This window comes from Phaeodactylibacter sp. (genome assembly GCF_022763345.1).
Taxonomy (GTDB): Bacteria; Bacteroidota; Bacteroidia; order Chitinophagales; family Saprospiraceae; genus Phaeodactylibacter.
Genome location: NZ_JALEGS010000074.1, coordinates 56,471 through 72,027 on the forward strand (window position 1 = coordinate 56,471; position 15,557 = coordinate 72,027).

The window sequence follows — 15,557 nt, forward strand, 5'->3', positions numbered from 1 at the left end:
TGTGCGCACACAATTTTCTCAAATTTATTGTGCGAATCTAACAATTATGCATAAATTAGTCCCCGGAAAGCGATAAAATAGGGCAGGAAGCAAAATTACCAATAGGAAATTCCAGCTTTTTGGCCTACCCGTAAAATGCAAATCTGAAACAGGCAAAAAACGGCGGTTAATGGATTTAGCCTTTAGTTTTCCTGCCTTCCCATCGAACATTACCTATCTGGCATGACCGGTAGGCTTGCTATTATAGTATCCCCAAAGTCATGAAAACGCGACTATATCATCAACTAAGCCTTGTAACCAATTTTCATGATTGTGATCAACAAAATTCAAAACAATGAGTAAAAAACTACTAACGACCCTATGCTTTGCCATGCTGCTGGCGTTCCCGTTGGTGGCACAGCAGACCGTCACGGGTACGGTCACCTCTGATGGTGAATCCCTAATCGGGGTGAACATCATCGAGAAAGGAACCTCAAACGGGGTGCTAACCGATTTGGACGGCAACTACTCCATTAAAGTTGGAGAAGATGCCACTTTGGTATTCAGCTACACCGGCTACGAAACACAGGAAGTGGCGGTGGGCAGTCAGACCAAGATTGATGTACAACTCTCTGCGGGTGTTAACCTGGACGAGGTGGTTGTCACGGCCTTGGGTATTGCCAAGGATAAGAAAGCATTGTCTTACTCCGTAACGGAAGTGGACCCCACCGGTTTTGTGGAAGCACGCGAAATGAACGTGGTCAACTCCCTTTCCGGTAAGGTAGCCGGTGTGAACGTTGCTACTACTGCAACGGGTGCAGCGGGTTCTTCCCGTGTGGTCATCCGGGGCAACAACTCCCTTTCCGGCGGTAACCAGCCACTCTATGTGGTGGATGGTATCCCGATCGACAACACCAACCTGGGCTCCGCCGGTATGTGGGGCGGTGCTGATGGTGGTGATGGTATATCTTCTATCAATCCAGAAGATATTGAGACGATTTCTGTTTTGAAGGGTGCCTCTGCGTCTGCCCTTTATGGTTACCGCTCAGCCAATGGTGTAATCCTGATCACTACTAAAAGTGGCAAAAAGCGCAAAGGTATTGGTGTAGAATTCAATACCAGTGTTCGTGCAGAGCAACTGATGAACACTTTCGATTTTCAGCGGGAATATGGACACGGCCTTAACGGTACTGCTCCCACAACAGCGGCACAAGCACTGGAACAACAGCTCTACGCATGGGGCGAACCACTAGACGCTAGCCGGAACGTAATGCAGTTTGATGGAGTTGAACGGCCATACGGTGATGCGGGAGACAATATTGACCGTTTCTATGATACAGGTCTGTCATTTATCAACACCTTAACACTGACAGGTGGCTCTGACATGACGAACTTCCGTTTTTCAGCTTCCAATCTGGATAACAGCGATATCATGCCTAACTCAGGCCTTACCCGACGGAATTTCACCATGCGTATCAACTCTCAGTTAAGTGACCGGCTTTCAACGGTTGCTTCTGCAATGTACGTATACGAGAATGCCAACAACCGGCCCCGTCTTTCTGATTCGCCTGGTAATGCCAACTACACAGCATGGTCCTTGCCTGCTACCATTGATGTTGAAACGCTTAAGGGCGATCCAAACAAACTTGGTGCGGTATCGCCGGAGCAAGCCGATGCGGGCCTTGGAAATGTAGGTGAAGAGTTGCAGTTTAACGACAACATTTTTGTGACCAACCCCTACTGGGCAGCCCATCAGTTTGACAACGACAACACCAAGAACCGCCTGATCGGTAAGTTCCAAATGCGGTACGAAATTGGAGGTGGCCTGTACGCACGCGGACAGCTAAGCCTTGACCGCTTTACAAATCGCACGCGTAACCTTACACCTTACGGAACAGCATACAGCCCAAGAGGACAGCTGTCCGAAGGAATGCGGGTACAGCAGGAAATCAATACGGAGCTTTTGCTTGGATATGACAAGGATGTTTCTGAAAACGTAAGCCTTAGCCTTTTCGCGGGTGGTAACCAGCAAAGAAACCTTATCGATATAACAGGTGGTTCCGGAAGCAACTTTAATATTCCATTCCTACACGCATTGCCTAATCTTCAAAACCAGTCTGTTTCCTTTGATACGGAGGAAACGCAGGTAAATGCACTATTTGGATCCGCTGAGGTAGGGTTTATGCGTGCCATTTATGTTAATGGTACTTATCGTAATGACTGGTTTTCCACGCTTACTTCGCCAACCGGTGATGGGGAAGGTGAAAACAATCAGGAGTATTATTCTGCAGGCGTGAGTGCTGTACTGTCTGATCTTCTTGTGTTACCACGTTCTGTAGACTTCCTTAAGCTACGGGCTTCTTACGCTACTGGTTCAGGGCCTGGCGCAGCCGCAACACCCTATCAGTTGAACCTCAACTACGGTATCTTTGGACAGGGCCACTTAGGACAAGCACTTGGAGGTATTGCCAACGGCTCTATTCCAAATGCTAATCTTGTACCACTCTTGACTAAAGAATTTGAAGCCGGTATTGATATGCGATTCTTTACAGGCCGTTTGGGGGTTGACTTTACCTACTATGATCGTACAACAGAACAGGATATCATTAGCGGTGCTGTTTCTCCTACTTCAGGATTTGGCTCTAAAATCGTCAACTTGGGCGAAATGAGCAACCGGGGTGTGGAACTTATGCTGACAGGAACTCCGATTGCTACCGATAAGTTTAGCTGGGACGTTACCTTTAACTATGCGTACAATGAAAACGTAGTAGAAAGTCTGCTTGATCCTGAAAATGACGAAGAGACTTTCCGGGCAGATGAAAGCCGCACACGTTCTGCATACATTGAGCATGTAGAGGGCCTTCCCTACAGCCAAATTGCAGGATTTGCTTATCAACGTGACGAAGCTGGTGAAATTGTCCTCGACGACAACGGGCTTCCCCTTCAAGGAGAGTTCACCCACTTTGGTACCGGTGTAGCACCTACAATGATAGGTTTTGGCAATACTTTCCGCTATAAAAACATGAGCCTGAGCTTCCTGATCGATTCCCGCCTTGGCGGAAAAATCTACTCAGCAACGAATTCCTTTGCTTACCTGCGTGGTTTGCACCAAAACACCCTTGTGGGCAGAGAAACAGGTATCGGCTCAGTTGATGCAGCAAATATTGAAGACTACTACGGACGCGTTGCAGGTATTACAGAGGAATTCATTTATGATGGCGACTACGCAAAGCTTCGTCAGATCATGTTTTCCTACAACTTACCACAAAGTGTAATCGACCGTTTGCCTAGTGTTACGGGTGTGAAGTTTGGTATCGCTGCACGTAACCTGGCCATCCTGTGGAGTAAGACAGAGAACATTGATCCGGAATCGACCTACACTGTAGGCAATGCACAGGGCCTCGAAATGTTTGGTGTGCCATCAACGCGCTCTATTCAATTCAACCTGAGCGTCCGGTTCTAAGTATGACTCAACTGTTCACTGACAAAACCTTTTAAAATGAAACAACTTTTTAGAAATATAACCCTCGTGGCGGTGGCATTGATGCTGACCACTACAGCCTGTGATGATGGCTTTGCGGAACTCAACACTGATCCGAACGCCGCTATCGAGATTAATCCTAACTTCCAGTTTTCGTGGGTTCAGCTCCGAACTTCTGGTGAGCGCTATGAAAATTGGCGCGCGGCTTTGATTTACTCTTCTACCATGATTCAGCACCTGGCAACCACCTGCAGCTACTGGTCTGGTGATAAGTATTTCTACAATGCAGGCTATTCTTCCTCACTCTTTGACCGTCAGTACACACAGGCGGTAAAGGATATGCAGGACCTCATTGCCACGCTGGAGTCCGGAGCTGCCGGCGATCAGACCATGCTGGGCATGGCGCGTATCTGGCGTACCGTTATTTTCCACCGTATGACTGATTTGTACGGAGATATACCCTACTCTGAAGCAGGTAAAGGCTTTATTGAAGGGATTGACTTCCCGGTTTTTGATACGCAGGAGTTTATCTATAAGGATATGCTCAAGGAACTGGAAGAAGGCATTGCTCAAATCAGCGACGACGGTGGTTTTGGCTCTGCAGATTTCCTCTACGGAGGTGACCCTGCTAAGTGGCGCCGCTTTGGTTACTCTATGATGCTGCGCCTTGGTATGCGGATGTCTGAGGTAGACCCTGGTGAAGCTCAGAAATGGGTAGAGAAAGCCATTCAGGGCGGCACACTGCAGCCTGGTGAAGATGCTTTCATTGAACACACCAATGGACCAGAGGGGATCAACCGCAACGGTATTGGTGAAGTACTTGATCTTACTAATGGTTCTGCTGGCGAAGGCTGCCCGCGCCTAAGCGAGACCTTCGTGAACTGGATGAAGGACCACAACGATCCTCGTCTCGATATCATCGGCACTCTGCCTGTAAATGGCACAGAGCACAATGGTTTACCTAATGGTCTTGACTCTGAAACCATTGCGCTTAACCCAACAGGTACAACAACAGATGACTTCAGCACGGTCAACCAGGCTATTGTTAAGGTTTCTTCGCCTATGATGTTCCTCACTGTTGCCGAGTCTGAATTTTTGCTTGCAGAAGCGGCTGTACGTGGCTGGCACTCTGGTAGCGCACAACAGCACTTTGAAAATGGTATCCGCGCAGCCATGAAGAACTGGGAGCGTTTCGATGCTTCCATCGTAGTGGAGGATGCTGTAATCGACGAGTACATTGCCAACAACCCATTTGATGAGGCCAATGCCATGCAGCAAATCGGTGAGCAGTACTGGGCCGCTACCTTCCTGAATGAGTATGAAGCTTACTCTAACTGGCGCCGTACCGGCTATCCGGAGCTGACTCCAACCAACTACCCGAACAACGTAACTGGTGGGACAATTCCAGTACGCCTTGCATTGCCTCAGGGCGAGTTGGGTGTTAACCCAAATATGCAAGAGGCCCTTTCCCGTCAAAGCCTGCCAACCAGCTTTGTAGAGCACCTTACTGTACCGGTGTGGTGGGATAGATAATTTGATGATGAATTAAGGAGTTATACCAGCCTGTCTTCAGGCTGAACGAGGGCCCTGCTGTTCGAATGAGCGGCAGGGCTTTTTGTTAGACCCAACGCATCAAGTCTATTGATTACAGCTCACCTACAATCCTCCGCCCGTGGTACTCGCTGCCGCCTAAGGCCTGGTGGAGTTGCTGAAGATTGGCATTCGTGACGCTGCCTGCCGCGATGACGGTTATTTCAGGCGCAGCACACTCCAACAGCTTGCGGAGCTGACCCAGACCTGCCTGTGCCGTGGGGGCACCGCCTGAAGTCAGGATGTATTTCAGGTTTGGAATGGATTTGAGCTGCCCGACGGCCGCTTCCATGTCCGGTACTTCATCAATGGCTTTGTGGAAGGTAACAGGCCGGCCCTCCATAGCTTCGCACAGGGTGGTGAGCAGGGGGAGGTCTATCTGATGCCGGGGCGTAAGGGTGCCGGTAACGAACTCCGGTACGCCCAAATCGAGGAAGCGGGCAATACTGGCTTTCATTTGTGCCACTTCAGCTTCGGTGTAGACAAAGCTCCCACCCCGCGGGCGTATCATAACTTTTACGGGGATTTGCACCTGCTTCAATACCTCCTTTACCAGCTGCCAGTCGGGCGTGGTCCCGCCGAGGTCCAACCGGGCACACAGTTCTAACCGATCGGCACCCAGCGCCTCAGCCCGGCGGCACTGCTCCAGGGTTTCTACACAGGCTTCACGGATGATTCCTTCCATGTTTCGTCATTTTATCTTGCAAAGAACGAAAATCCCTTCCCCTTTTGCCAACCAATCCGGATATTGGAGCCTTATTAGAGGTTATGAACACAAATTTTGTATGCCCCTGAATAATCTTTTCCGCCAGCTCTGCATCACGTCCTCACCTTCGTAGCTATACGAAGAAAGGGAATTAAAGGGCTCCCTTTCTGAAGTCGAGGTTCCGGGCGCTCTTTGATCTGACGAAAAATCTTTATTAATTGTCTATACAAAACCTGTATTCATAACCTCTATTCTGAAAAACAACCTGTGAGATGAAAGTAGAACTGACCCGCCTGGACGACGACTTCCACCTGCAAGCTGCCAATGAAGACGGCCTAACCGTCGAAACCGATGGTTCTCCCTCCATCGGCGGGCACAACAAGGCGCTTCGGCCTATGCAGATGCTGTTGGCATCCCTGGGCAGCTGCAGCGCCATCGATGTCATCCATTTACTGCGTAAACAGCGGCAGGAATTGCGTGACATTAAGGTAACGGTGACTGGTGAGCGGGATACTACTAAAACACCATCTCCCTTCACAGCCATCCATGTGCACTATACGCTTTACGGAAATATTGCCGATAATAAAGCAGAGCGGGCGGTGAGCATGTCTATGGAGAAACTTTGCTCTGTCAAAATCATGCTGGAAAAAGCCGCTGAGATCACCTGGAGTTGGGAAAAAGCGGATTAACCTTGAATCCCAACTTGCGAAAAACCACCATCAATACGCACATTCAAACCCGTCAGGTAAGAAGAGGCAGGCATCGCTAGAAAAGCGATCGTCCGCGCGACTTCCTCCGGCTCCCCTACCCTGCCCAATGGCGTAGCGTCATTAATGCGCTGGACTTTCTCCGGGATTTTCAACACCCGGTCCACCCGTGCTGTGGCAATAAACCAGGGGTCTACTGAATTCACCCGGATACCATCCTTGCCCCAGTCCACGGCCAGGTACTTGGTCATCCGGTCCATCGCAGCTTTTGACATCGCGTAGATGCCTGTGGTCCACATTACACCGGTTTTGCCGGCAATAGAGGCTACGTTTACGATACTGGGCCCCTCTCCCTTCAACAGAAGCGGGTGCAGCCGGACACTGAGGTCGAAGGCCGTGCCCACGTTGATGTCCATTACATGCTGCAGGTCCTCAAAAGTGGCTTCCAGGGTGGGTTTCCGGACATTGGTGCCCACGTTGTTGACCAGGATATCCAGTTTGCCCCAGAGCGAAGCGGCGCGCTCCACGATGGCTATACGCTCTTTTTCTTCGCCTATATCCGCTACCATACCGAATGCTTTGTAGCCTTTCTGCTGGTATTCTTCTTCAGCTTCGCGGATCAGGTCTTCGGAGCGGGCCAGGAACAGCACCTCAGCGCCCAGGGCGAGGAACTCTTCTGTAGTGGCTTTCCCAATGCCCTTGCTGGCTCCGGTAACGATTGCGGTTTTTCCTTTGAGTGTCCAATGCTTCATGTTCTTGGTTGGTATTTGCGTCCGTTTTGAGAACAGCAAAAGCCCGCAGTAGTTTGTTGGCCATCAAAAAAGCCGCTCCCTGCTGTAAGGAACGGCCACTTTTGATAAACTCGGTAAAAGGGTAAGGTTGAATTAAGCACCGGGCACAATGCCTGCACCCGGTGCCTAACCCCGGCTGCCTCTATTCCTTGACGACCCGCTTGTGGACAATACTCCGCCCGGTGGTGATCCGGACCAGGTAAACGCCCGATGGCAGATTCGCCAGCGACAGGCGCCGGTTGTCTTCCACCTGCACCGGCAGCTCCTGCCCGTTCATATTGAGCAGTTGTATCTGATCGGCTTCAAACCCGTGGGGGCTGACGATGTTGACCCAATCGGTTGCCGGGTTCGGGAAGAGGGTGAATACGCCACTTCCGGAGTCTGCCTCTTCATTGGAAACAACCTTAAAGATGGTTTCCTGCCCCTGAATTGGCAGGCGGTTCTCTTCCAGGTCGATACAGAAGGTTTTCTCTACGGATACTTCCGATTCCGTAAGCCCGGCAATATCATCGATTATTCCAATGATGTAGGCGACCTGCCCGTGCCCGGAGACGTTGTTCTGGTCAATCCGGGTCAGCGCTATTTCAATACGGCCATCCGGGTAGACTTTATCAACGGTGAGGGTGTTGACCCCAGGCTCGCCAAACCAGCTTGTGGGGTAAACGACCTCAATCTCATCGGGGTTGATGACTTCAGGGTCAAACTGTACGGTAAAGGCTACACCGTAGGCATTCTGTACAGGTGCATTAGCTTCACCAATTAAAATCGGTGCCTGGAATGTTGCCCCATTCGGTTGATCCGTTGGGAAATTAATGAATGCCGGTGGGTCCAGGTCAGTACCTGGCAGCTCCGTAACAGGCTCGGGCACACCGTGCGATAAGCCATAGTTATCCATTAGGACCATACGGTCGGCCTCATCAATAATCCCATCACCGTTGCAATCCGCATGCTTGTAGTTGGTGCCATCTGCGAAGGTGCTGTCCCAATTCATGGCTACCGCAGGGCTCCAGGAATTATCCTGATTTACCCGCGCCGGGCCGGATACGCCATAGCCCAGACCAATCGACAGCAGGTCAATGTGGTGCGCCAGGTTGTCGGCATTGGCATCGCCGGGCCAGACTTCTTCTGTAGCCGGAGACCAGCAAAGGTTATCCAGGAAGCCGGTGCCCAGGATTCTCATGACTGTCACTTCCCCGGTGATCACAATCCGTGAAGCCTCCGAGAAATTATTATTATTGGTGTAGGGAATGCGCTTAATGGTATTGCCGTTTGCCAAGGTGACGAGGGTATTCTCTGTAAGGGTATCAAGCAGGGTAAGGGCGTTGAAGTTGTCTTCCGTCAGGTAAACCTCTGTTTCCTGTGTGGAATAATCAAAGGAGACCTCACCTGCGGGTTCCGGGAATTCAAAGTACAGCTCCGCATCCGTGAACTCGACGACTTGCCCCTCTGCCGGATCGAAGAAATTCAAGTCTTCTGAATCGACAACCTCCATGGAACACAGGCAGAAATCACCCAGAGAATAGCCAAAGAATACTCCACCCTGGGTGCCCACCTCCTGCAGCTCACCGGTCCCGTCCCCGGGCGGGCTCTGGAAACCTGCAAACGGCTCGAAGTCCAAGCACGCTCCGTCTAGCCCCAGGCAGTCCGGTACTTCAAAGGCTACCCACGTACAGCAGTCCGGTTGGTCATTGATGCAAATCTTAACCGAGTCTGCACCACCGATGCCGACTCCATAGCCTTCCAACAGCAACGGAAGCTCCTCCATGCTGTAGAAATTGATGAGTTCACCATTCGAGTTATACAGGTCAAAAAAGTCGTTTCCAGGATTTTGGACGGCAAAATCCACCGTCAAATCATAAGCTTCGCCACCGGAGCAACCGTTTGTCTCGGCAGAGGCTTGTACAATCGCGCAGGCGTTGCTTTCAATACCGTCTACGCAAATATTATCGAAGGCAACGCGGGCGTATTGATTAAAAGTATTGAAGTAAAGCTCTTCCACCGGCCCGGAGAAAACCATACGGCCTTTATTGAAATCCACCACCTCAAAGCGGAGCGTAATACCGTTTTCCAAGGCTATTTCATCATCGACAAAAGGTAGGAAAACCGCTTCAAAGTCGGCACCTAGCGAAATCAGCAGACTGTCTGCCGCGCCTTCAAAGTAATCGATTGAGACTGTTCGGGGAGGAGCGTTGGGCGCTATCGGCTCCAGCACAATGCCTAATATCGCCTCGCTAAAGGAAACGACTTTCCCTTCCGCAGCATCAAATCCCGGGTAAGCCCCTGCCTCTTCAATACGGACGGCCCCTTCCTCATTGTTTTCTAAAGTCGTATAGGTCAACTGTCCCCAAGGCTCCGCGCCAATGAGGTCTTCACCTGCACCTGCGGGTGATTCAAAAGGTGCATAAGCTTCAAGCGGGAAGCAACCACTGATCAGTGGCGGACAGTCAAAGGCGACAAACTCCGTAAACCCGCTACAGCCTTCCCCGCTCAAATCTTCCACAATCAATTCATAAATATTGTCGGTGAACGGATCAAACGGGCCCACCAATACCGGGCGCTCATCGCCGTAGCTGAGGGTGTCGTAGATTTCGCCATTACCGAAGATCTTGTAGAGCCCGTTCTCCGGTTGATTGCCAGACACAAAGTCGAGCTCCATGTAGAAGCCTTGCTCATCGCAGAAGGCAAATTCAGCCATTACATCTGTGATCAGACAGGCATCGACCTGACAGTTTGGCTGGGTATAAACGACTTCCTTGCAGCAATCCGGCTGATCAAAAATACAGGCTTTGAAAGTGATTTCTTCTGTATTAACCAGCTCCAAGTTAATCAGCTCTCCCGGCAGGGCGGCAAGCGTGCTTTGCCCGATATAGTCGCCATTGAGGTAGAACCAAAACAGTAAATCGTTCTGCGGTTCTTCGACCGCAATATCTACCAGTAAATCATAAGTGCCATCCCCATTGCAATCCTGGGGCGTTGCAGCAAGCTCAAGGATTTGGCAATCACCACCGTTGTCACAGGACTTTGGACCGACCTCCACATAACCAAAGCAGGTGGGATTGGCGAAGTCGAGGATGAGAAAGTCATAGACCGTCACACCGTCTCCGGCAAAGGGCCCGAGGGTCACAAAAGGCTCGCTGTAGTCAAATGGACCAAAAATTTCCCCGTCCGCGAATATGAAGTAGCCCAGGTCACCGGGATCATTAACCTGCACTTCGATGTCGACGAGGAAGGTGCCGTCTTCGCAGGGATGAGGCTCAGCGATGACGTTGTTGAAGATGCAGCCTACATCACATGCCGGCGTATCGAAAAGCTTTTCTGTGAAGGCGTTGCAGTCCGTCGCCCCGATATTCACTTGATAGGTTGCTCCATCGCCGGGCAGCCCCGGGATGGTCACCGGGAAGTCGTTAAGCCCGTACACCTCGCTGTAGCCCAGTCCGGGAATGGAGACTTCAAAGCTGGTCGGTACACCACTGTATTCCAGGTCGAGTACCAGGTTGTATTCTCCATCGTCATTACAGTCTGTTGCATCGGCAAATACGGCTTGGATGTCGCAGCCTGGATTGCACACCGGCGTTTCTATCGAGGTTTCCGCAGGCTGACACTGCCCATCCGGATAAGCAAACAGGTTCAAGGGTGCTCCATTGCCTTCAAATGGCCCTATGGTCAGTGGCAATTCTGAAAAAGTATAGGATCCGTAAAACGCACCGTCTACTTCAAGAATAAAAATATCTCCAAAATCAGAGGCGACTAAATCAAGCTCCACATAGTAGCTGTCCCCGTCACAAGGCGTAGCCTCCGCCACAATATTCAGGATATCTGAGCAGTAGCAGGGAATAGCATCCACTCCTTTGGAAATACAGCACTCCGGGTTTTCAGAATAACAAATGGAAATCACATCCTGCACGTCTCCCGGGTTGATGGCCCAGATATCAAGGCTGAGGTCTCCTCCGGTATATTCGCTCCAGCGAAGGTCTCCGTTGACATAAATATCTATGGGGGCTCCATTAAGCGCGGTTTCGTCCAGGTCTATAAATGCAGAATAGATGCCAAAAATGCCGGTACAGCCCTGTGGAGTGACTTCAAAATCAGGAATATCACAGTCTGGATTACAATCGCTCACATCCACCGGCACTTCGACTTCGCAGAATACACTATTGGAAGATTGGGTAGCCCACTGCTCTACCAAAACCATAATCTCATCAGTACCGGGATTAATGAACGGCCCTACCTCTACAGTAGTGTTGACACCCACCAGGCCATACGAGAAAGCATTACCAATCTTGATCATCACAAATGGCCCACCGTTAGGGTTATCATTCGTAGTGGTCACGGAAAAAGTAAGCACGCCATTGGGCTGACAATCAATCACCTCTACCACCGCTTCCAAGCCGCAGTCTACCGGGTCACAAGGCACTTCAAAGTCAACATAGGCGCAGCAGTCCGGCTGATTGGCGAAACAGATGGACAGGCTATCCAATCCAGAGGGTGGCGAAGGCCAGTTGGAAAGTTGGAGGTTAAACCCTGTAGGTTCTCCGTAAGTCAAGGTTTCAGAATAACCTGTTACCAAAGACGTAACGATTAATGTATCTCCATTTTGCGCATTCCCTACCGTCATTGGGATATTGAAGGTCCCATCATTATTGCAGCCCGCTGCCGGAATGAGCAGGTTCACATCTTCCAGCACACAGCCGTCTGCACAGTCCGGCGTAATGATCGTTTGGGAAGCCCCACAATCCCCTTCGGTGTCGTACACCCAAACTGTTACGGGCTCACCGTACCCCAGCACCGGGCCTACCGTTACGGGCAGGTCGGCATAAGCATAGGTTTCCAGGAAACCATTGGAGGTTTCTACTTTGAAGGATTCGCCTGAGAATACGCCAAGGGCATCAAAGTCGAGTTCAAAATAAAAAAGAGAGTCTCCGTCGCAGGGAAGATAATCGATGGTAAGATTGACGAAAACACAGTCCGCGCAGCCTACATCGTAGCTGATTTCCTTGCAGCAATCAGCGTTTCCGTTAAAATCACAGATATTTAGGACTTCAAACTGCTCAGCGGGCACTGGCAGATCAAGCACCAACTGCTGGCCATTGTAGATCAGGGTTTCGAGGTAGTTGGTTTCCTGAGCTGAAACGGTCAGGGTATCCCCCTCCTGCGCCCCTTCGACTACCAGGATGATCGTGTAAATATCTTCGCCGGGGAAACACTGAACGCCGCCCTCCATCACAATGCCTTCCAGGGTGCAATCCGCACCGCAATCTTGTGCAGGCAGCACCTTCGTCAGAAAACAATCGGGCTGACCGAAAGCCGAGACCTTGAACTCGATTTCATCAGTCGGGGCTATGAACGGGCTTAGCGATATTGGAAAATCACCTGCTGCATACAACTGATAATTGCCATTGGTAAACAACTGAAGGGTATCCGTGGGCAGCCCATCGTATTCGATATCAATGGTGACTTCAAAAACACCGTTGGGATTACAATCTCCGGCTTGAACAATCAGCTCCTGCAGGGCGCAGGGCGGCGGTGGATTAATGCAAACATTATCAATATGCAGCCCGGAAACACCACCAATGAGCAAGCTTTGGACATTGCCTTCGAAAATAAGTTGTCCTGAGCTATTGATGTTGTTATCAGGCACGACTTCCAGGGTCACGCCGGGGGCCAGTGGATAAAACCCGGGCTCCAGTACAAACTGAATCAGGAGAGCCGCACCGTTAGCGGCAAAATTGATGGTACCATCGCCATCGGGGGTGTAGTGGTAATCGACGATAACCTCCTCCACCGGTTCAGGGTAGGCAGTGAAATCGTAGATCGAATTAATGCTGGCAAATTCAATGAATTGTCCGGAGGCTTGGGTGAAATCCGGAAAGCCTGCGGCCTGACGGACCCGCAAATCGCCGTACACGCTGCTCCAGAACAGCGTTTGAACGGGAGCAAGGCGCATTGCCACATCAGATTCAGTATAAAATACCGTTCCGGGCGGTGTCCCCGCCTGAGCGCCATAGCCCAGGGTATCCATCATTTCGAACGCAAGGCAATCACCGGAATTGGTCGTATCAAAAGGAGTGGCGCAGACATTGTCTACCCCAAATTCCTGCCCACCCACGAGCAGGCTAAAGACCTCGCCAGTGATGCAAACGGTACCTGCAGAGAGAAAGGTATTATTGCTGCTACTGTCCAGGGCAACGGTGACGTCCACTCCCGGAAAATCCATCCCGGCAATATCCGGGAAGCCCGTTAACACTACAACATCACTGCCGTTAACGGAAAAATTCTCTTCTCCTCCCCCATCAAAGAAATCAAAGCAGACTTGCTGCACGCCGTCCGGGTATTGCAGCTCCAGGGCATTATTGCCCATGAACAGGAAATTTCCGTCCAGCCAGCTCACATTAGCCCCCTCAATGGCGGCATTGCCGAAGCCGGTGTTGCCATTGAGGTACTCAATTTCACGGGCGATGGCAACCAGGCCGTCTTGTTCAAAGAGTGTATCGCCGGGGAGGTTATTCAACAACGGGCCAAAGGCAGGGCCCGTGGGGAAGTCTTCAAAATCTAGACAAGCCTGTTGTGCATGCAGGCTGAGTGCGCTAAACAGCAGCGGCAGTAGGTAAAAGTACTTTGCGTTCATGGATTGAAGGATTCGGTTCATCTTAAATAAGTTTCGCTGAGGTCCGTTGATTGGATTCGATCACAATACAAAAATGATAAACCTCCTGCCGGGCAACAAGTACATTTTTAGTCTTTTTTTGGATTTTTTTGTCCTTAAAATCATTCGTTCATAGTCCTTAACACCTATAAAAACTGAAAATCAACAAAACAAGCAGCCTGTATTTTTTGGATTTTTTATCTTTAGTGCATGCATAAACATAAACTCATACAGCTGCTTCAAAGCCTGTCCCGGCGGGAGATGACCCGTTTCCGGGAATTTGCGGAATCGCCCTACCACAATAAGCACGACGGGGTACGCCTGCTCGTACAGTACCTCAGCGCGGCTTATCCTGACTTCACGGAGGAACGATGTGAGCGTAAAAAGCTTTTTCAGGCCCTTTTCCCGGGCACGCCTCATAATCAGTCTAAGTTAGCAGTTATTTTCACCTACACGGTACGGCTGCTGGAACTATTCCTGGAAATCGAGGGCTTCCTCGAAAAACCTGAAGCCCGTACCCCGTTTTTGCTTAGGCAGCTCCGGCAACGGCAGCAACTTAAGTGGTTTGAGAAAGCCCTTTCTAAATCAGAAGCCAATGCAGCGCAACAGCGGGAGCGCGATGCAGACTGGTACTATTTGAGGTTTCAGCTGGCAACAGAATCGGATTACTTCTTCACAACGGTCGCCGAACGCCGCCGGGACAGCAGCTTGCAGGATAAACAATTCTACCTGAATCACTATTTTTTGTCCGTAAAACTGAGAGATGCCTGCGAGATGGCGGTCCGGGAACGGATACTCAAAGTAGCCTATCAGGACCCAATGGCAGCCGTCGCCCTGCACCAGGTACCTGAAGCTCCGGAACGCTATGAATCCATACCGGCTATCAATATTTACTACCAGCTTTACCAGATGATCACCAAAGCCGAAGAGGACGACTACTACAGCGTGCTACACCATCTAAGCGCCCAACAGGAAGACCTCCCGGACGAAGAGTTGAAGAACATTTACAACTATCTACAGAATTACTGTATTCAAAAAATCAATGCTGGAGAGGCTAATTTCCTGTGGGAGATTTTCCAGTTGTACCAAGTGCAACTCGACAAAGGGCTATTGCTGGAAGACGGGCAGTTGTCGGAATGGCATTACAAAAACATCGTCACCACAGCTCTGCGCCTCAACGCTCTGGATTGGGTGTACCGTTTTATCGAGAACTACCGCGAATTGCTGCCTGAAGGTGCCCGGGACAATGCCTACCGGTTTAACCTGGCCTCCTATCATTATGCAGCAAAGGAGTACGATAAGGTCCTCGCATTACTCACCCAGGTGGAATACAGCGACCTAAGGTACAGCCTTGGCGCTAAGGCTCTGCTGCTGCGGACTTATTACGACCTTGAAGAATACAGTGCCCTATACGCACTCGTAGACTCCTTCCGTCAGTACCTCGTACGCAATAAACTGATGGCAGATGGGCGCCGGCAGGGGTACTACAATCTCTTCAAACTGACCCGGCGGGCCGCTGTCTTACTTGAAAACACCGGCTATTATAACCACAGGCGCTACCACAAGGAATGGCAGCGCCTGCAGAAAGATACTCGGGAGGCGGCAGCAGTATTCAACAAGGCCTGGCTGCAGCAAAAGATCGCTGAGCTGGAGCCCTGAA

7 protein-coding genes are annotated in these 15,557 nt (G+C 50.6%); 4 read left to right on the top strand and 3 right to left on the bottom strand.

From position 1 onward, the window contains the following. Positions 1-334 precede the first annotated feature (334 nt). On the top strand, positions 335-3,442 hold the full coding sequence (locus tag MRY86_RS20170) for a SusC/RagA family TonB-linked outer membrane protein (protein ID WP_293571846.1): 3,108 nt from the start codon (positions 335-337) through the stop codon (positions 3,440-3,442). Between the two features lie 36 nt (positions 3,443-3,478). Beyond that, complete coding sequence (locus tag MRY86_RS20175) at positions 3,479-4,993, top strand: SusD/RagB family nutrient-binding outer membrane lipoprotein (RefSeq protein ID WP_293567678.1); 1,515 nt, start codon at positions 3,479-3,481, stop codon at positions 4,991-4,993. A gap of 112 nt (positions 4,994-5,105) precedes the next feature. On the opposite strand, the gene MRY86_RS20180 is transcribed toward MRY86_RS20175, so the two are convergent. Then, on the bottom strand, positions 5,106-5,735 hold the full coding sequence (locus tag MRY86_RS20180) for a copper homeostasis protein CutC (protein ID WP_293567676.1): 630 nt from the start codon (positions 5,733-5,735) through the stop codon (positions 5,106-5,108). 293 nt (positions 5,736-6,028) lie between these two features. Between MRY86_RS20180 and MRY86_RS20185 the strand changes: the two genes are divergently transcribed. Beyond that, the gene (locus tag MRY86_RS20185; protein ID WP_282778999.1) at positions 6,029-6,445 is read left to right on the top strand and encodes an OsmC family protein; all 417 of its coding nucleotides are present in this window, start codon (positions 6,029-6,031) and stop codon (positions 6,443-6,445) included. Here the strand turns inward: MRY86_RS20185 and MRY86_RS20190 are convergent. Together MRY86_RS20190 and MRY86_RS20195 are read right to left on the bottom strand one after the other, a co-directional pair. Continuing rightward, complete coding sequence (locus MRY86_RS20190; protein WP_282779001.1) at positions 6,442-7,215, bottom strand: SDR family oxidoreductase; 774 nt, start codon at positions 7,213-7,215, stop codon at positions 6,442-6,444. The two genes, MRY86_RS20185 and MRY86_RS20190, sit on opposite strands and share 4 nt — an antisense overlap. Before the next feature lie 181 nt (positions 7,216-7,396). After that, entirely contained in the window at positions 7,397-13,900 is a 6,504-nt protein-coding gene (locus tag MRY86_RS20195; protein WP_293571847.1) for a T9SS type A sorting domain-containing protein, read from the bottom strand. Between the two features lie 207 nt (positions 13,901-14,107). On the opposite strand from MRY86_RS20195, the gene MRY86_RS20200 reads away from it, so the two are divergent. Then, the gene (locus MRY86_RS20200; protein WP_293565497.1) at positions 14,108-15,556 is read left to right on the top strand and encodes a hypothetical protein; all 1,449 of its coding nucleotides are present in this window, start codon (positions 14,108-14,110) and stop codon (positions 15,554-15,556) included. Position 15,557: the final 1 nt, after the last annotated feature.